The 18,355-nt window shown below is 49.0% G+C and carries 13 protein-coding genes; 12 read left to right on the top strand and 1 reads right to left on the bottom strand.

Annotated elements, in window-relative coordinates; translation table 11 throughout:
• Positions 1–22: 22 nt before the first annotated feature.
• Positions 23–2,704, bottom strand: coding sequence for a bifunctional diguanylate cyclase/phosphodiesterase (locus ACXX82_RS08720; protein ID WP_458562778.1), 2,682 nt, complete (start codon positions 2,702–2,704; stop codon positions 23–25).
• Between the two features lie 398 nt (positions 2,705–3,102).
• Between ACXX82_RS08720 and galE the strand changes: the two genes are divergently transcribed.
• From galE to ACXX82_RS08660, 12 genes are all read left to right on the top strand, one after another.
• Positions 3,103–4,149 carry a UDP-glucose 4-epimerase GalE gene (gene galE / locus ACXX82_RS08715; RefSeq protein WP_458562777.1) on the top strand — a complete coding sequence of 349 codons (1,047 nt, stop codon included), beginning with the start codon at positions 3,103–3,105 and terminating at the stop codon, positions 4,147–4,149.
• A 647-nt stretch (positions 4,150–4,796) separates the two neighbouring features.
• Complete coding sequence (locus ACXX82_RS08710) at positions 4,797–5,927, top strand: polysaccharide biosynthesis/export family protein (RefSeq protein WP_458562776.1); 1,131 nt, start codon at positions 4,797–4,799, stop codon at positions 5,925–5,927.
• The gene (locus ACXX82_RS08705; RefSeq protein WP_458562775.1) at positions 5,924–6,361 is read left to right on the top strand and encodes a low molecular weight protein-tyrosine-phosphatase; all 438 of its coding nucleotides are present in this window, start codon (positions 5,924–5,926) and stop codon (positions 6,359–6,361) included. Before ACXX82_RS08710 ends, ACXX82_RS08705 begins: the two co-directional genes overlap by 4 nt.
• 25 nt (positions 6,362–6,386) lie before the next feature.
• On the top strand, positions 6,387–8,606 hold the full coding sequence (locus tag ACXX82_RS08700) for a polysaccharide biosynthesis tyrosine autokinase (RefSeq protein ID WP_458562774.1): 2,220 nt from the start codon (positions 6,387–6,389) through the stop codon (positions 8,604–8,606).
• 443 nt (positions 8,607–9,049) lie between these two features.
• A complete protein-coding gene (locus ACXX82_RS08695; protein WP_458562773.1) occupies positions 9,050–10,207 on the top strand; it encodes an MraY family glycosyltransferase in 1,158 nt (385 codons plus the stop codon).
• A complete protein-coding gene (gene rfaH, locus ACXX82_RS08690; protein ID WP_458562772.1) occupies positions 10,204–10,716 on the top strand; it encodes a transcription/translation regulatory transformer protein RfaH in 513 nt (170 codons plus the stop codon). Before ACXX82_RS08695 ends, rfaH begins: the two co-directional genes overlap by 4 nt.
• 247 nt (positions 10,717–10,963) lie before the next feature.
• Positions 10,964–12,484: a mannose-1-phosphate guanylyltransferase/mannose-6-phosphate isomerase gene (locus ACXX82_RS08685; RefSeq protein WP_458562771.1), complete on the top strand. Its 1,521-nt coding sequence runs from the start codon at positions 10,964–10,966 to the stop codon at positions 12,482–12,484.
• Positions 12,485–12,744: 260 nt separating this feature from the next.
• Positions 12,745–13,755, top strand: coding sequence for a UDP-N-acetylglucosamine 4,6-dehydratase (inverting) (gene pseB, locus ACXX82_RS08680; RefSeq protein WP_458562770.1), 1,011 nt, complete (start codon positions 12,745–12,747; stop codon positions 13,753–13,755).
• Between the two features lies 1 nt (position 13,756).
• Positions 13,757–14,917, top strand: a complete 1,161-nt coding sequence (gene pseC, locus ACXX82_RS08675; protein ID WP_458562769.1) for a UDP-4-amino-4,6-dideoxy-N-acetyl-beta-L-altrosamine transaminase — start codon at positions 13,757–13,759, stop codon at positions 14,915–14,917.
• A gap of 20 nt (positions 14,918–14,937) precedes the next feature.
• Entirely contained in the window at positions 14,938–15,450 is a 513-nt protein-coding gene (locus ACXX82_RS08670) for a GNAT family N-acetyltransferase (RefSeq protein ID WP_458562768.1), read from the top strand.
• Positions 15,434–16,321: an aldo/keto reductase gene (locus tag ACXX82_RS08665; RefSeq protein WP_458562767.1), complete on the top strand. Its 888-nt coding sequence runs from the start codon at positions 15,434–15,436 to the stop codon at positions 16,319–16,321. The genes ACXX82_RS08670 and ACXX82_RS08665 overlap by 17 nt, the downstream gene beginning before the upstream one ends.
• Positions 16,321–18,348 carry an aminotransferase class III-fold pyridoxal phosphate-dependent enzyme gene (locus ACXX82_RS08660; protein WP_458562766.1) on the top strand — a complete coding sequence of 676 codons (2,028 nt, stop codon included), beginning with the start codon at positions 16,321–16,323 and terminating at the stop codon, positions 18,346–18,348. The genes ACXX82_RS08665 and ACXX82_RS08660 overlap by 1 nt, the downstream gene beginning before the upstream one ends.
• Positions 18,349–18,355 lie beyond the last annotated feature (7 nt).

Raw genomic sequence — 18,355 nt, 5'->3', positions numbered from 1 at the left:
CTTAATGGGTAACCTAAACGGGTTATCCTGATTTTTCAAGTTCCACCGCCTCTTCAGGGAAAAGAAACCGCTTATATAACAGGGTTTCAATTTCATCTGCCGGAACCGGTCGAGAAATATAGTAGCCCTGTATTTCATTGCAGGATAATGCTTGTAAGATTCGAAGTTGTTCTAGTGTCTCGACGCCTTCCGCCACGACGCTCATGTTGAGTACGTGCGCCATGGAAATGATCGCCATAAAAAATACTTCACCTTCTTTTCCGTTGCCAAGTTTGGCAGTGAAAGCACGGTCAACCTTTAAAATATCCAGGTCAAGCCGTTGCAGTTGCGATAGCGATGAGTAACCGGTTCCAAAATCGTCAAGCAACAGCTTTACGCCCAACGCCTGAATCGCTTCAAGTTGTGAAAATATCGCCAGATCCTCACCCATCATGCAAGATTCGGTAAGTTCGATTTCTACCATCGACGAATCGATTCCGTACCGCTTCATATGCGATGCAAGCGTTATCGGAAAATCGCCCTGATTAAATTGTGGCGATGAGACATTGATCGACACCGGCACCATTGGCACCTTGTCTGCCTGCCAGCGGGCCAACTGAGCACATGCTTTTTCGATGACAAGCTCACCCAGCTTGACGATTAATCCGGTCTCTTCTGCTAATCGGATAAACTCGTCCGGTTGAACCATTCCACGGGTTGGATGTACCCAGCGCACTAGTGCCTCCAGGCTGCGTAATTCACCGCTGGCGGCATCTACTCGTGGCTGGTAATACAGGACGAATTCGTCACCCTCAATGGCTGCTCTCAGGCTCTGCTCATTGTTTAGTCTGACCACCAGGTTTTGTGATAATTGGGGTTGAAAAAATTGATAACTGGCCTTGCCATTCGCTTTTGCTGCGTACATGGCGATGTCTGCGTGTTTGATTAATGTCTCAACGTCGTCGCCGTCCTTTGGAAAAATACTGATTCCAATTGATGCACACACGACATGGCTACTTTGGCCGGATAGAAAAAAAGGACTTCGAAGTGCTGCAATAACGCGCTGACTGACACTTTCCACCATTGCCGTATCGTCCGGGCTCTCAAGAATTATCGTGAACTCATCACCACCAAGACGCACGACGTTGTCACCAGGGCGAATCACAGAGCGCAGGCGCGTGGCGGCTGCCTGAAGTAACTCGTCGCCTGCCGCGTGGCCCATGGTGTCGTTTATGTTTTTGAAGTCATCCAGATCGACAAACAATAACGCTAATGAAGTTTGACTGCTGCGCGCACGGTTAATTGCCAGCGGCAAATAGCCCATTAACCAGTGGCGGTTGGGGAGGGCGGTCAATGCATCCGAATTTGCCATTGCTAATAGCGCTTGTTCATGCGCTTTGTTTTCGCTGATATCGCGTATCGTGAGCGCCAATCCTACGTTTGAACGCATCATTTTTCGATGCACCCAAGTCATTTTAAGTGGACTTTCAGGAGGAATCGAAAAATCGTCTTCGTAAAAATTGGTATTGATTGCCTCGACATAGGTCCGCATCAACTGTTCGAAATAGGGCAGATTGGCATACATACCAGAGAGTCGACGTCCTACCAATTCATTTCTGGTTAAACCGTACTGCGCAGCCCCGTACTCGTTGCAGTCTGTGATAATAAAGTCGACGATACCAGCGCCTCGTCGACCTTGTGCTGCGAGCATGAAAAAGCCCTCATTACCGCCTCCGCTAGAAATTCCATAGGCCTCGCGTGCTTGGATAAACTGATGCTTGCGCCAAGCAAGTCGACCATTAAAAAAAACGGCAACGATGGTAAAGAAAAGTACGCCAACTATGCGCGCCAGTGCCAGCAGCCATTGCTCACGCGCTATGGCATGAAGAGGAATTAGTAACTCCTCTTCAGATAGGCCAGCCACCGCAAGAAGCGGAAAGTCTTTAATTTTTTGCCACGCAACAATACGCGACCTTCCGTCGATAAACCGATCATGTTCCAAATGACCGACGCCTTTAACAGTGTTGAACACCGGCTTGGATCTAAATACCGTAGGACGGGAACGAAGACTTTCACCCATGCGTTTTGCGAGTACGACGCCATCTACAGTTCTGAGGGAAAGAAAACCATTTTTTCCGAGTGCTGCGTCAACTGCCGGGCTATAAAAATAGGCGGGTTCAACCGATACCATAACAATGCCGTCGAAAGCGCCATCCTTATCCAGCAGGCGGCGTGTGAAACGGATGATCATTTTTCCGGAACCAGCGCCAATGGAGGGCTTTGTGATCACGAGTTGGTTGGTATCAGCGTTTTTTTGCGTTTGAAAATAATCTCGTTCCGAAAGATTCACTGTCTTTCTAGGCAAGGTGGTAGTAATAATGTCGCCGCGGCGATCGGCTATAGTCACGTACAACATATCGGTGACGGGATAAAGACCCGCTTGCATCTGGTCTTCTAATTTTAAGGTGCCGCCGCTGGTTTGCCAGTAATATTTGAGGTTGAGCGTAATCTGATCAATCTGCTCAAGTGGGCGTGCCAGCTGTTCGGCATATGCTCCAGATAACAAAGCGACTTCTGCAGTGCCGTTCTTGAGCAGGATTTGCTTCTGTTTCTCAATTTGAGAGGAAGTGAATAGCCAGATGAGAGCCACAAGCACCAAACCAACGCTTGGCCAGATCGCGATCGTCCGAAACGAGCCGCGGAGAAATCCGAAACTTGTGGTCATGCGGCTGAGGCATCCTGGGGGGCGAAATATAGGCATTAAGATGCTTTTTGTTTGGTCACGCTTGGTACTATTCGCATAAACAGATCGTTTTCTTTTGGAATTTAGCCCGAAACGTATTTAATATAGTTCTATTTGGAAAGACTAGCACGCACGGCAATTTATTTCTTGACAATTTGAAAGGAAATGCATGGTGTCAGCCAATTGCTTGTTCGGCTTAAGGACTTTTACTCATTGATGACACGTTCGTGGAGCGCTGTTTTTTTACCTCATTATTCTGGACACTTCGTTTATGGTCTTGATTCAAACAGGATAAATTTGCATAAAAAATTCTTCGCTTATGTAAAATTTATGAACATTTCAAGTCGATTTTTATCTTATTATTTATTTTCTAGGGTCGTATGAGCATCGCAAAAAACGCAGTCATCCTGCTTACGGGCGCAACTGGCTATATCGGCTCCCATACCTGGGTCGAATTGCTGATGGCTGGATATGAAGTCATTGGCGTAGATAATTTGGTTAATAGTAGCCCGCTCGTTCTGGATCGGATTGCAAAAATCACTGGTAAGAAACCGCAATTTATCGAGGCGGATTTGTGTGACCGTAAGGCATCAGAACAAATATTCAACAATCATCAGATTACTGCCGCAATTCATTTTGCGGCGTTGAAATCGGTGGGCGAATCGGTAGCCAAACCAGTTGAATATTATGCGAATAATTTAGGTGCTTTGCTAACCCTTTGCGGTGTAATGCAAAGTGCCGATGTAAGTCAATTCGTCTTTAGCTCCTCGGCTACGGTTTACGGAAACCCAGCAACAGTACCCATTGACGAAAATTTTCCTTTGTCGGCGACCAATCCATACGGTCATACCAAGTTAATGGGGGAGCAAATCCTGCGCGACCTGGCCCACTCCAACCAGAGCTGGAAAGTGGCTTTCCTCCGGTATTTCAATCCTGTCGGTGCGCACGAAAGTGGATTGATTGGTGAGGATCCGCGCGGGACACCTAATAATCTCATGCCTTACATTGCCCGCGTCGCAGCCAAACGTTCTGCGAAATTATCTGTGTTCGGATCTGATTATCCAACCATCGACGGAACCGGCGTGCGGGACTATATTCATGTGGTTGATCTCGCCAAGGCGCATCTTGCTGCGCTGAATTATCTGCAAAAAAAAGGGCAGAGCTTCACTGCAAATATAGGAACTGGTTGCGGGTATAGCGTGCTTGAAGTCATCGCTGCGTATGAAAAAGCCAGCGCACAATCCGTCCCGTACGAGGTAGTGCCGCGCCGTCCAGGTGATATCGCGTCGTGCTACGCAGATCCTGCACTTGCTGCCGAACTACTCGGCTGGAGAGCGGAGAAAAGCCTGGCAGCGATGTGTGCAGACTCATGGAGATGGCAGTCATTAAATCCAAAGGGATTTGATGTCGAATCGGATGCGGCATAACCTTATGTCGCATAACCGTATGCCGCATAACCGTATGCCGCATAATCGTATGCCGCATAATCGGACGCCGCATAATTAGTTAGTCAAAGCGGCACGCCTGTCACTGAGTCCATTAATTTGCACGCGAAGTGACATCATCAGGAAACCGGAAATTAGAAACAGTCCGACCCACGCAGTGATGCTGGGGTTGGACTTTTTTTTGTGCTGATTATCATGCCCGAAATTTCAAGTAAGAGTCGCAGCAGAATATGTCGCTTATTTTCATGTTTTATTTTCAGCGCAGCCCAAAGTTGTGGCGTGTAAGTAAAGCAATCGTGGTAACGAGAATGGATTCAACTTTTAATAGTCAATAATTAATTTTATAAATGTTCCATTATGGAATAATTAATTATTTGCTATGATTTTGCTCATCATTTAGCACTTTTTTATGTCATAACGATTACTTTTTTTAACGTGGTTTTTACGCCACGTATTCATATTTTGCATAATGTTGCGCTAATAAAATGTTGTAAAATCTAAATTAACGCTAATAGCAATTGAAAAATGGGTGCATAAAAATTTGATGTGTTCCGCGAAAGCGGTGGACGTTTACTACTAATGCATGTGCAACATTAAGCCGCAGCAGGCTTACATTTCAGGTTAGATTCATGCATTTCTTGTCCAAAGTCACTTTTAAAAAAATGGCATTAGTAGGGTTAATTCCTTGGTTGGCAGCCTGCGCATTGGCGCCTGGAATGCACATGGATAAAAAATATATATCCGAGCCTCCTGTTTCCGACGTTAAGCCCACGTTCAAGCAGATTACCCCTGATCTGTTACAAGCTGAAAAAATAGCGCGTGAAAATCAAGCCAGCCAGGATATTAGTAATCTGCTGGCTAGCCCGAAACCTTATCTCATCGGCAGTGGCGATATTCTTTCCATAGTGGTGTGGGATCACCCTGAGCTTTCCACGCCAGCGATGACAGCAGCGACAATTGTCGGTGCAGCAACGACTGACGCAAGTTCAACTAACGTTACCGGTTTTGTTGTTGATCGGGACGGGTTGGTGCAATTTCCCTACGCAGGACAACTCAAGCTGGCTGGATTGACTGAGGGGCAAGCGCGCACTCTGTTGACCGGGCAGCTGAAAAAATACCTCAAAAAACCGGATCTGACGTTACGTGTTCAGGCTTATCGCAGCAAGCGCGTATACATCGACGGCGAAGTCAAAACCCCAGGTATCCAAAGCATCAATGATCTTCCAATGACATTAATGGAAGCGATAAGTCGGGCTGGCGGTTTCTTGACAACTGGCGATCAAAGCCAGATAGATGTTAGTCGCGCAGGGGTAACTTATCGCGTTAATCTTCCTGAGCTACTACGAAAAGGAATTAATCCCTCCGGTATTCTGCTGGCAAATGACGATGTAGTGCGGGTGATTGCGCGTGAAGAGAGCAAGGTTTTCGTTTTGGGTGAAGTCACGAAACCAACGACATTGACGCTGCGTAACGGCCGACTCACACTTAATGAAGCGCTGGGCGATGCAGGTGGTCTCAACCAGCTAAGCGCCGAAGGCCGCCAGGTATATGTTGTACGCAACGCCTCAGACATGAATCCAACCGTTTATAACCTTGATGCTCGTTCGCCGGTAGCGCTGGCGCTGGCAGAAAACTTTGAACTTAAGGCCAAAGACGTGGTGTACGTCGACGCCTCATCGCTAGCTAACTGGGCACGTGTAATCAGCCTGATAGTGCCTAGTGCGCAGTCTCTCACTGGTGCCGTCCAGGTCACAAAATGATCCGCAACATCTTAGTGATTTGTATTGGCAACATCTGCCGCAGTCCCATCGCCGAAGGATTACTCAAGCGCGCTTTGCCGGAAGCATCGGTGCGCTCTGCCGGAATCGGGGCAATGATAGGCCAGCCTGCCGATCCGTTGGCACGCCAACTGACACAAGAGCAGGGTTTTGATATCAGCGCGCATCGAGCACAAAGTCTGACGGCGTGGATGGTGAACGAGGCCGACATCATCTTAACGATGGATCTGGAACAAAAGCGTTTCATCGAACAAAAATATGCGACATCCAAAGGTAAAGTCTTCCGCCTGGGGGAATTTGATAAGTATGACATTCCTGATCCATACATGGAGAGTCTGGAAGTTTTTCGTCAAACATACGGACTTATCGCGCAAGGCGTTGACGCGCTGGTCGAGCGCATCGCACATATCAATTAATAGCACCGTTTAAATAGTCATCACAATGAATCAGCCTATTCAACAATTAGTTCCACTCAACATCCCGGACGATGACGAAATCGACCTGGCAACTTATCTTGATATTCTTTTAGATAATTGCTGGCTAATCGCTAGCATCACGTTAGTGATTGCGTTGCTCGGCACTGCTTACGCGTTTATTGCTAAACCGATTTACGAAGCCAATATGATGGTCCAGGTCGAGGATAGCCCTAACTCGTCGAAAAACATCCTGGGTGATATGTCATCGATGTTTGACGTTAAAACCGCTGCGTCATCCGAAATGGAAATTCTCCGTTCGCGTATGGTGGTATCGCGTGCGGTAGACAATCTGCGCCTCAATATTTCGGTACACCCAAAATATTTTCCATTAGTTGGATCGTGGCTGGCTGGCGGCAATAAAAAACTGTCCGATCCAGGGTTGTTTGGTTATGGCGGTTACGCATGGGGCGCTGAGAAAATTGATGTTTCCACCTTCATCGTTCCAGAGTCCCTGGAAGGTCGTGAATTTGTTCTCACAGCAGAGGCCAATGGACAATACACCCTGAATGAAAGCAAAGACAATCTAAGGTTAAAAGGTAGCGTCGGATCCGCACTCAAAGTCGGCGAAGAAGGTGGCAACCTGGAACTGCGCGTCGATCAATTGTCGGCCCGTCCAGGGACGCAATTTATATTGAGCGCGACCTCCCGTTTAGGCGCAATCGAAAAGTTGCAAAATGCAATGGGCATCGGTGAAAAAGGCAAGCAGTCTGGCATTATCAACGTCACGTTAGAGGGCACCAACCCGACACTCACCAGCAGCATACTCAATGAGATCGGTCGCGAATATGTACGTCAGAACGTAGAGCGCAAATCGGCAGAAGCAGAAAAATCTCTGAGTTTTTTAGATAAGCAATTGCCAGCCCTGAAACGGCAATTAGAACAGTCCGAAACCAAATTTAATCAATTCCGTAATGCGAGTGGCACCGTCGATCTTGGCGAAGAGGGAAAAATGCTATTGCAGCAATCCGTCGCCGCTCAAACCAAACTGATTGAACTGAAACAAAAGAGAGAAGAGTTACTGGTCCGCTTTACGGCCGACCATCCTGCGGTGGTGGGAATAGATAGCCAGATGAAAGAAATAACGGCTGAAATGCAGACCATCGTAGCGCGCATAAAAAAGCTCCCATTAATTGAACAAGATGTTCTCCGTCTTACTCGCGACGTAAAGCTAAACACCGATTTGTACACTGCCTTATTGAATAGCGCGCAACAGTTGCGTCTGGTCAAGGCGGGGAAAATAGGCAACGTGCGTTTGGTAGACGCAGCCATGGTGCCGGAAAAGTCGATCAAACCTAACCGACCTGTAGTGATAATGGTCGCGTTGTTGATCGGCCTGTTTTGTGGGGTGATCGCCGCCTTTATCAAAAAATCGTTGTTCGGCGGAATTAGCGATGCCCATGATATTGAGCAAGCGCTTGGGCTCACAGTGTACGCAAATATTCCGCACAGTAAACAGCAAGAAGCTTTGTACCAACAGGTGCTTGCCAAGTTGCCGCAAAACTCAGTATTGGCGCAGATAGACCCAACCGACACAGCGATAGAAAGCCTGCGCAGTTTTCGCACGTCGCTGCAGTTTTCGATGCTGGACGCAAAAAATAATATCATCCTCATCACCGGACCAACACCAGGATTAGGCAAGTCATTTATATCTGTCAATATTGCGGCCGTCCTGGCAGTCGCAGGAAAAAAAGTATTATTAATTGATGCAGATTTACGTAAAGGTTATTTGCATCAATACTTTGGTTTAGGTCGGGAAAACGGACTGTCAGAGATTATTGCTGGCTCCAGCACCGTTGAACAAGCTGTGCATAAAGGCGTCTTGCAAAATGTCGACTTTCTCGCCTCTGGCCGTCTCCCACCTAATCCATCGGAATTGCTGTTACACGAGAATATCGGACGCTTGCTGAAATCGTTATCCAGTGTTTACGATTACATCCTGTTAGATACGCCTCCTGTTCTGGCTGTTTCGGACACGCTAATACTAGGTCCACTGGTCGGTGCGGTGTTCATGATTACGCGTGCAAACGAAAGCACAATCGGTGATATCAGGGAGTCGATCAAACGCTTTAGCCATACAGGCATTCCGGTTAAAGGCGTGCTGTTTAACGATATTAAACGGCGTCCAGGTAGCTATGGATATGGTGCCAAATATGGCAAATATCGATATACCCAATATAAGTATTGATGAGCGCGCTTTGGAAGAAACAACCGGTTAAAAATTTACTTTTTTCTATACATTAAATGTGAAATGTAAGGTAAAAAATAGATGCATCGATCAATCATCCAGCGCTTGAATTCAGTCTTTTATACGCAAGCGAGATGATGATCGGATATGGCTCGATAAGGGTACTACCAGTAAAAGTGATGCTTGAATCTAGGTGGCTATTTATCCGCCACGATATCGACACGAACGTGTTTTCAGAAAATTTTTACGCATTATTTTTGGTTAAACGTGAACCTTAGAACAAACAAAATGATGCAAATTTTTTTCAATCAAAGCTATGACCATGTCTTGTACGCTTTGGTTCGATCTTTTTACGTTCAATTAAAAATTTATTGCAATACGCTGATAAGCGCAAATCACGCGCTTGTGAAATTCGGTGACACACGCGCTGATGGAAGAAGTCTATGATCTCAATGCTCAACATTTCCGCTACGGCCTTGGCTGCGGCATCGGCAAGCTTTGTTACCAGTGTGATAATCGTGGCATCACAAAAGTGGCACGGGAAGCATTCGTTGGATCACGACACATCTGGCGTTCAAAAATTTCATACGGTTGCCGTACCGCGCGTCGGTGGAATTGCCGTCGTAACGGGAATTACTTTCACGTTATTACTGTTAATAATCACTGATCCGTTTCTTGCGGCAGTCTCAGGCAGTGGGGACGCATTCAAACTTCTACTTGCGGCCATTCCCGTTTTTTTTGCAGGGACTGTAGAAGATCTAACAAAAAAAGTCTCTGTTAGGGTGCGACTCGGTGCAAGCATTTTTTCAGCGTTGCTGGCTAGCTGGCTGCTGGGTGCCACCATTGACAGCCTAGATATATGGGGTTTAGACACGCTATTAACAATCGCTCCTATCGCAATTATCGTGACCGCTTTTGTTGTCGCAGGCGGAACCAACGCCATTAATATTATTGATGGTTTTAACGGGATCGCCGCATTCAGTGTCATTATCATATTGGCTGCCATGGGATATCTGGCATGGAGTTACGGTGACATGTTTGTTATGCAGTTAGCCGTGATTGGCGCTGGTGCAGCGTTTGGTTTTTTGTTGGTAAATTATCCGACTGGTCGAATATTTGTGGGCGATGGCGGAGCTTATCTTTTGGGCTTCTGGGTCTCCGAGGTCGCAGTATTGTTGCTGATAAGAAATCCATCGGTCAGCGCCTGGCAACTGCTAGCCATCTTCGCCTATCCAATTATCGAAGTTCTATTTAGCATCTATAGAAGAAAGATTATTCGAAAATCAGACCCGGGGCATCCCGACTGCCTCCATCTTCATACGCTAATTTATCGCCGTCAGGTGTGCAAATTGTTACGCCATAATCCTGATAAGCCTTGGATCAGAAATGCTGCTGTCGTTTGTTTTGTTGGAACATGGATCGCGCTTATGGCTGTTGTTGCCCTATTTATTGGCAGCACTATTGCTGGCGCTGTTGCGGTCGTACTGGTGCAGCTCGGATTATATTTGTTAGTGTATGCACGCTTAGTGCGGGGGCGATGGTATGGGAGCCCGTCGCCAAATGTTGCCTTGCCGATCGTTGCGAATGCAGAGTTGAAATGATGGACTTGGTGCCTTCAGAGAGGCAATCCTGGTACGTAATTCAGTCCAAGCCGAGGCAAGAATTTAGGGCGCTGGAACAGTTACACTACCAAGGTTTTGAGTGCTTTTTACCGATCTTGCAAAAGGAACGGATTCATCGCGGAAAATTAGTGCACTGTTCCGAGCCTTTGTTCTCAAGATATTTATTTATTCAACTCGATACTCTAAAAAGTAATTGGGGCGTGATTCGCAGCACTCGTGGAGTAAGCAATCTCGTTGCGTTTGGAGGACGATATGCAACCATATCGGACACCTGTGTTCACGCATTGCAAAATACGCCGCAGGCTCAACCCCAACCCATCTTTGAGGCAGGCGAGCCGGTTGCGATTATCTCCGGGCCTTTTGCCGGTTTAGAAGGTATTTATCAGGTGCCAGACGGTGACGCGCGAGCGATTGTTCTCATCGAGCTTTTGAGCCGGCCGCTAAAATTAGTATTTGGTGTTCAGGTGCTGGAAAAATTAGAGCCGTAAAAATATTTTGATACAAATACCGTGCATAAGCACGGGATTTATATCTCCGTTGAGATTTCGGTATTTGGAAGAAGCCCTCAATCCGAGGGCGGTAGCGTGCCCGAAGCACAATGACAACCGTTGAACCGCGCCGCTTTGACGCTGACGCATGCTAAGCCCGATAGCACCCCTTTGATGCAGGCATATGCTATACGTGATATCACCCATTATCGTGCGTTATTGTTGTTTTTTGGATTGGCGAGTTTTTATGATGTGCAAAGCACTGGCTGATGGCGGTGTTCCGGAAATCTTTAACGGCACTATTAAGTATGAATTTGAAGCTAGTATCGAAAGCGAAAAACCTGTCATGAGCATAGTGAAGATTCTACCGGTTGTCCTCTGTGGTGGTTCCGGTACCCGTTTGTGGCCACTCTCCCGCGAGTCATTCCCTAAGCAGTTCATACGTCTACTCGGTTCAGATTCCCTGCTACAGCAGACCATTCTCAGACTGAAGGCAATTGATGGAGTAGAACCGGCACTACTGGTTCTCAATGAGTCATCCCGGTTCATAGCGGCAGAACAGTTGCGTGAGATCGGTATTGAAGATGCAACGATTTTGCTTGAACCCATGCGCCGCAACACCGCACCTGCCATTGCCGTGGCCGCGCTACACGCTGTTTCAAAAGGCGAGGATCCTCTTCTCCTGGTATTGCCATCGGATCATGTCATAAAAGATGCCGCCACTTTTCGTGCCGCTATTAGCGATGCCACGCAGGCAGCCGCTGCGGGCGACCTCGTGACATTCGGAATTACTCCGCTCCGCCCCGAGACCGGATACGGTTATATCCGCGCGCGCAGAACCGAGTTGGAAAGAGTGCAGAAGGTATTGGAATTTGTAGAGAAACCTGATCGTGCTGCCGTAGAGCAATATGTAGCGAGCCGCGACTATTATTGGAACAGCGGTATATTTATGTTCCGTGCCAGTAGCTTCCTAGAAGAATTAGCACAGTTCCATCCGGAGATCGTTGAGTCCTGCCAAATGGCAGTAGCGGCGGCGATCAAGGATCTTGATTTCATTCGACTAGATAGCAAGTCGTACGCGTTAAATCCTGACATATCGATCGACTATGCATTGATGGAGCATACCAACCGAGCTTCCATGGTCTCAATGGACGCCGATTGGAGCGACATTGGTTCATGGGCATCGGTATTGGAAGCCTCTGATAGAGACGTCAATAATAACGCAACGTATGGCGACGTGATGCTGCAAGACTGCCAAGACTGCTTGGTATACGGTAACTCTCGCCTAGTCACAGCTGTCGGTCTTCGTAATATTGCAGTCGTCGAAACTGCCGACGCGATACTGGTCATGAACACTGAGCACGCTCAGGACACTAAAAAACTGGTAAATAAGCTGGCAATACATAAGCGTCCCGAAGTGCCAAACCACCGTGAAATATTCCGTCCTTGGGGTACCTACGATGCGATCTGGAATGGCACGCGCTTTCAAGTCAAAAGTATCAAGGTGAAGCCCGGCGGAAAGCTTTCTCTTCAATTGCACCATCACCGTGCTGAACATTGGATCGTGGTAACGGGTACAGCGAAAATCACTAACGGTAATGATCAATTTTTGTTGACAGAGAACCAATCCACGCATATTCCTTTAGGAGTAGTGCATTCGTTGGAAAACCCCGGAAAGGTCCCGCTGGAGCTGATCGAAATTCAATCCGGCGCCTATTTAGGTGAGGACGACATTGTGCGTTTCGATGATCGATACGGTCGCGCGTAAGATGCTTAGTGGACGATCCGTTTGCGACCGCATAAGAGTATAGGTTTGGCCAAGATCGCACTCGACGTAGAGCCTTGTCTGTAATGGGCGATATGAATTCCCTCCTTGCTTGAAGACACTCTCGTGTACGGGGGTATTAATCGAAGTGCAAAGCGGTGACTATCTGGGCGCAGACGACATTGTCCATTATGAACATGGGTACGGTCAAATAACCTGCATAACTGAAGTTTCAACCTTATAATTTTTTTAAAGTAACGACCATGCTAAATAATAAATCCATTCTCATTACCGGCGGCACAGGTTCGTTCGGAAAAGCATTTGTTAAAACTGTGTTGGAGCGTTATCCGACAATTAAACGACTCGTTGTTTTTTCACGGGATGAGTTGAAACAATACGAAATGGCCCAGCAGTTTTCGGATAAAACTTACTCCGGGATGCGCTATTTCATTGGTGATATACGTGATGAGCCTCGTTTGCGTCGCGCGCTTGAGGGTATTGATATCGTCATCCATGCCGCAGCTCTCAAGCAGGTGCCGGCAGCAGAATACAACCCTTTTGAATGTATAAAGACCAACGTACTTGGTGCGCAAAACCTGATTGAGGCATGTCTAGATAGCAATGTGCAACGTGTTGTTGCACTGTCCACTGACAAGGCTGCCGCGCCAATCAACCTGTATGGTGCCACCAAGCTATGTTCGGACAAACTATTTGTAGCAGCCAATAACATTAAAGGCCATCGCGATATCCGCTTCAGCGTAGTGCGCTACGGTAACGTTATGGGTAGCCGTGGTTCCGTGATCCCATTCTTTCTTGAAAAACGATCAAGTGGGGTGCTGCCTATTACCGACTCGTCTATGACACGTTTCAACATCAGCCTACAAGAAGGTGTCGACATGGTGTTGTGGTCTCTAGAAAATGCTTGGGGTGGCGAAGTGCTAGTGCCGAAAATACCGTCTTATCGCATTACAGATGTGGCGCACGCCATCGGCCCAGAGTGCAAACATCCAGTCATCGGCGTACGCCCAGGTGAAAAGATCCACGAAGAAATGATTACAGCCAGCGATAGCTTTAATACGGTTGATATGGGTAAATACTACGCCATCCTACCAATGGGGGCGATGTATACGATGCAGGACTACTGCGAACAAGCGGGCGCCACGCCGGTCCAGCCCGGTTTCAGCTACGACAGCGGCAGTAATACGCATTTTTTGACCGCAGATGAATTGCGTCACTTGATTCAAACGCACGTTGACCCTACTCACACAGTCTAGAATGAATATCATCCCCTACGGACGCCAAGACATTTCCGAAGCTGATATCCAAGCCGTGGTGGATGTGCTGCGCTCGGATTTTTTAACCCAAGGTCCGGCGGTCCCCGCCTTTGAAAAAGCCGTTATCGAATATTGTGTTGCCAAGCATGCTGTGGCGGTCAATAGTGCTACCAGTGCCCTGCACATTGCGTGTTTGGCGCTTGGTGTGGGGGCGGGCGATGTGGTTTGGACCACTCCCATCACCTTTGTTGCTAGCGCCAACTGTGCACTGTATTGTGGCGCGCAAGTCGATTTTGTGGATATTGACCCGCGTACTTATAACATAAGTGTGCAGCGTCTTTCTGAAAAGCTGGCGCAAGCTGAACAAGCCGGACTGCTGCCGAAGGTTGTCATTCCGGTACACCTTTGTGGTCAGTCTTGTGACATGGCGGCTATTCACGCACTCAGCCAGCAATACGGATTCAAAATTATCGAAGATGCCTCGCACGCCATTGGTGGAAAATATCGCGGTGAGCCCATAGGTAACTGTCATTTCAGCGACATCACCGTATTCAGTTTCCACCCGGTCAAGATCATCACCACTGCCGAAGGCGGTATGGCACTAACCAACGATGTGCAACTTGCTAAACGCATGCAGTTGCTCCGAAGCCACGGCATTACCCGCGATGCGACCGAAATGACACATGCCCCGGAGGGACCGTGGTACTACCAGCAGATTGATCTGGGCTTCAACTACCGGATGACTGACCTGCAAGCCGCATTGGGCTTGAGTCAGATGCAGCGTCTGGATGCGTTTGTAGCCAAGCGACATGACCTCGCCCAGCGCTATGACGAGCTGTTGGCAGAACTACCACTTACCACACCTTGGCAGCACGCCGACGGCTATTCCGGTTTGCATCTGTACGTGATCCGACTCAAGCTTGATGAAATTCACAAGACGCACCGTGATGTATTTGAGGCACTTCGCGCGGCGGGTATTGGTGTCAACCTGCATTACATTCCGATTTATCGCCAGCCGTATTATGAAAGACTGGAGTTCAAGGCAGGAGACTACCTTGAGGCGGAGAAGTATTACGCAGAGGCGATTAGTTTGCCAATGTATTCGGAGTTGACTGAAGTTCAGCAAGGGATGGTGGTAAGCGCACTAAGATCATCCTTATAACTACCATCGACTCAGAACGGTTGCAGTTCAGAATTCTTGGTAAAGAGGATGTCACGGAGCGCTACTTGGGCTGGCTTAACGATCCTGACGTAAACCGGTTTCTTGAGACACGTTTTGCTCACCAGACGCTCGATGCATGCAGGCAGTTCGTCTCAGACATGGAGCGTGACCCTTGTAGCCATCTGTTCGGTATTTTTGATAAAAAAACACTAGAGCACCTTGGCAACACAAAGCTGGGTTTTATCAATACAAACCACCGGAACGGTCAGTTGAGCTTGTTAATCGGCGAAAAATCCCATTGGGAAAAAGGCTACGCAGCCGAATCGGTCAGAAGCATTACCAAATGGGCGTTTGACGTCCTTGCGTTGGAGCGGATCTCGGCAGGTTGTTACGACACGAATACACGCTCGCTCCGTGCTTTCCTCAAAGTTGGTTATTCGGTGGAAGGTTTTTTTCGGAATAGCATAGTTTCCGATGGCCGTCGAATAGGCTCCTTTTCGTTAGGTATTCTCAAAAATGATCGAGTTTCATAAATGCGCGTCGAGGCTTGCTCTCGGTACCGCCCAATTCGGCCTGTCGTACGGCATTGCCAATCAAAACGGCCAAGTCACGCGGCCAGATGCCAAGGCAATGCTGCAACTGGCCGCGGAAAATGATATTGACACGCTCGATACCGCTATCGCCTACGGCGAGAGCGAGACCTGTCTCGGTGAAGTGGGAACCCCAGGTTTCAGCCTGGTCACCAAATTGCCGGCAGTACCCGATGGCTGCGCTAATGTAAGCGCCTGGGTTCAAAATCAAGTCGCCGCATCGCTGTCCCGCCTCGGCGTGAATTCTGTATATGGCCTGTTGCTGCACCGTCCGGAGCAGTTGCTTGGTATAGACGGCAAAACACTCTATCAAACCTTGCAAGCATTGAAAGAAACAGGGCTGGTGCAAAAGGTGGGCATCTCCGTCTATGCTCCAAGCGAATTAGAAGCGCTGGCCCAGGGATACCGTTTTGATCTGGTACAAGCCCCTTTCAATCTAGTGGACCGCCGCTTACACATGACAGGCTGGCTGCAGCGCATGAAGGATGATGGTGTTGAAATTCACACTCGTTCGGCCTTCTTGCAGGGTTTGTTGTTGATGCCGCTAGCAGCCATACCAGCCCAGTTCGCGCCGTGGGTTAACTTATGGAGCAAATGGCATGAGTGGCTTGCACGTCACAACATATCCGCTGTCCAGGCTAGTCTGGCGTTCCCATTATCCTTTCCAGAGATTGACCGTGTCGTCGTAGGTGCCGAGAGTATGCGCCAACTGACGCAAATTATCGGTGCCGCGAGCAGCGACGTGCCATATAATTTGCCCGACCTGCAGTGCGACGCAGAGAATTTGATTAACCCCGCCCGCTGGTCTCATTGATGAAAACAATTGCCATTGTTCAAGCCCGCATGGGCTCTACCCGTCTGCCTGGCAAGGTGATGAAGCCTATCGGCAGCATCCCCATGATTGAGCTCCTACTCTCGCGCCTGTCGCACGCCAAGGAAGTGGACAAGATCGTTGTCGCCACTTCGGCGGATGAGCGCAACCAACCATTGGTCGCGCATGTCCGCAAGCTCGGCTACGCCTGCGAACAGGGCAGCGAGAATGATGTGCTAGACCGCTTTGTGCAAACAGCACGAGCACATCAAGCCGATGTGGTAGTGCGCATCACCGGCGATTGTCCGTTGGTAGACCCGGACTTGGTGGACGAAGTCATCCGTCGCTTCAACGCTTCAGGCGTAGATTACTTCAGCAACACTAATCCACCCAGCTACCCGGACGGCCTAGACATCGAAGTGTGCTCCTTCATAGCACTGGAACAAGCCAGTCAAGAAACCAGCAAACCATTTGATCGCGAGCATGTGACGCCCTACCTGCGCGAGCCTGGACGGTTTAAGACTGCTGCGATGTCGCACAGTCAAGACTTTTCTGCCTTGCGCTGGACCGTGGATGAGCCCGCCGATTTCGCCGTTATTGAAAAAGTCTTCCGGCACTTCCACCCGCGCATTGATTTCACCTGGGGCGAAGTGCTCGACTTGCAACACCAGCAACCAGACATTTTTAACATTAACAATCACCTGATTCGTAACGAAGGAGCAAGCATGGGCACAGGTCAGAAGCTTTGGAAACGCGCCAAACAAGTTATCCCCGGCGGCAACATGCTGCTCTCCAAGCGGGCAGAAATGTTCCTGCCCGACTTATGGCCCGCCTACTTCAGCAAAGCCAAGGGCTGCAAGGTCTGGGACCTGGACGGTAACGAATACATCGATATGTCCATCATGGGCATCGGCACCAACATCCTCGGTTACGGTCATCAGGAAGTCGATGATGTCGTACGTAAGACCATCGACGCCGGCAATATGTCCACCTTCAACTGTCCGGAAGAAGTCTACCTGGCCGAGAAGCTGGTTGAACTGCACCCCTGGGCCGATATGGTGCGCTTTGCCCGCTCCGGCGGGGAGGCCAACGCCATCGCCATCCGCATTGCCCGTGCCGCTTCTGGCAAAGACAAAGTTGCCATTTGCGGCTACCACGGATGGCACGACTGGTATCTGTCCGCCAACCTCGGCGACGACAAGAATTTGGCAGGCCACCTGTTGCCCGGCCTGGAGCCAAAAGGCGTCCCGCAAAACCTGCGCGGTACCGTGTTCCCGTTTAACTACAATAACTTTGCCGAGTTGGAAGCGCTGGTCAATACCCATGACATTGGTGTGATCAAGATGGAGGTCGTGCGTAATCACGGCCCGGAAGACAATTTCCTGCACAAGGTGCGTCAGCTCGCTACCGACCGCGGTATTGTGCTGATTTTTGATGAATGTACTTCCGGTTTTCGCCAGACTTTTGGCGGCTTGCACAAGCAGTATGGGGTAGAGCCCGACATCGCCATGTTCGGCAAGGCACTGGGTAATGGTTACGGCATTACCGCCATCATCGGCAAGCGCGAAGTCATGGAGGCCGCCCAATCCACCTTCATCAGCAGTACCTTCTGGACCGAGCGCATCGGCCCCACTGCCGCGCTCAAGACACTTGAAGTGATGGAGCGCGAGAAGTCCTGGGAGCAGATCACTCGGACCGGTCTCGACATTACCGAAAAGTGGACAGCGCTGGCGCATAAACATGGCCTGTCCATTAGCACTAGCGGCCTGCCTGCACTGACCGGTTTCGCCATCAATAGTCCCGACGCGCTGGCTTACAAGACCCTGATCACGCAGGAGATGCTGCACAAGGGCTATCTGGCAGGAACCAGCGTCTATGTATGTACCGAACATACCCCGCAAGTCGTTGCCGACTTTTTTGAGTTGCTGGATCCTGTGTTTGCGCTGATCAAAGAGTGCGAGGAAGGCCGGGACGTGATGAGCTTGCTCAAAGGTCCAGTGTGCCATGGCGGATTCAAGCGCCTGAACTGATTGCGCC

Source organism: Glaciimonas sp. GNP009, assembly GCF_054343755.1.
The sequence above is the reverse complement of the archived record's forward strand: the minus strand, read 5'-3'. Positions and strand labels throughout refer to the sequence as shown.

Coding starts and splice junctions, on each gene's coding strand:
- ACXX82_RS08720 (WP_458562778.1), bottom strand. CDS start 2,704: ATGACCACAAGTTTCGGATTTCTCCGCGGCTCGTTTCGGACGATCGCG.
- galE (WP_458562777.1), top strand. CDS start 3,103: ATGAGCATCGCAAAAAACGCAGTCATCCTGCTTACGGGCGCAACTGGC.
- ACXX82_RS08710 (WP_458562776.1), top strand. CDS start 4,797: ATGCATTTCTTGTCCAAAGTCACTTTTAAAAAAATGGCATTAGTAGGG.
- ACXX82_RS08705 (WP_458562775.1), top strand. CDS start 5,924: ATGATCCGCAACATCTTAGTGATTTGTATTGGCAACATCTGCCGCAGT.
- ACXX82_RS08700 (WP_458562774.1), top strand. CDS start 6,387: ATGAATCAGCCTATTCAACAATTAGTTCCACTCAACATCCCGGACGAT.
- ACXX82_RS08695 (WP_458562773.1), top strand. CDS start 9,050: ATGATCTCAATGCTCAACATTTCCGCTACGGCCTTGGCTGCGGCATCG.
- rfaH (WP_458562772.1), top strand. CDS start 10,204: ATGATGGACTTGGTGCCTTCAGAGAGGCAATCCTGGTACGTAATTCAG.
- ACXX82_RS08685 (WP_458562771.1), top strand. CDS start 10,964: ATGATGTGCAAAGCACTGGCTGATGGCGGTGTTCCGGAAATCTTTAAC.
- pseB (WP_458562770.1), top strand. CDS start 12,745: ATGCTAAATAATAAATCCATTCTCATTACCGGCGGCACAGGTTCGTTC.
- pseC (WP_458562769.1), top strand. CDS start 13,757: ATGAATATCATCCCCTACGGACGCCAAGACATTTCCGAAGCTGATATC.
- ACXX82_RS08665 (WP_458562767.1), top strand. CDS start 15,434: ATGATCGAGTTTCATAAATGCGCGTCGAGGCTTGCTCTCGGTACCGCC.
- ACXX82_RS08660 (WP_458562766.1), top strand. CDS start 16,321: ATGAAAACAATTGCCATTGTTCAAGCCCGCATGGGCTCTACCCGTCTG.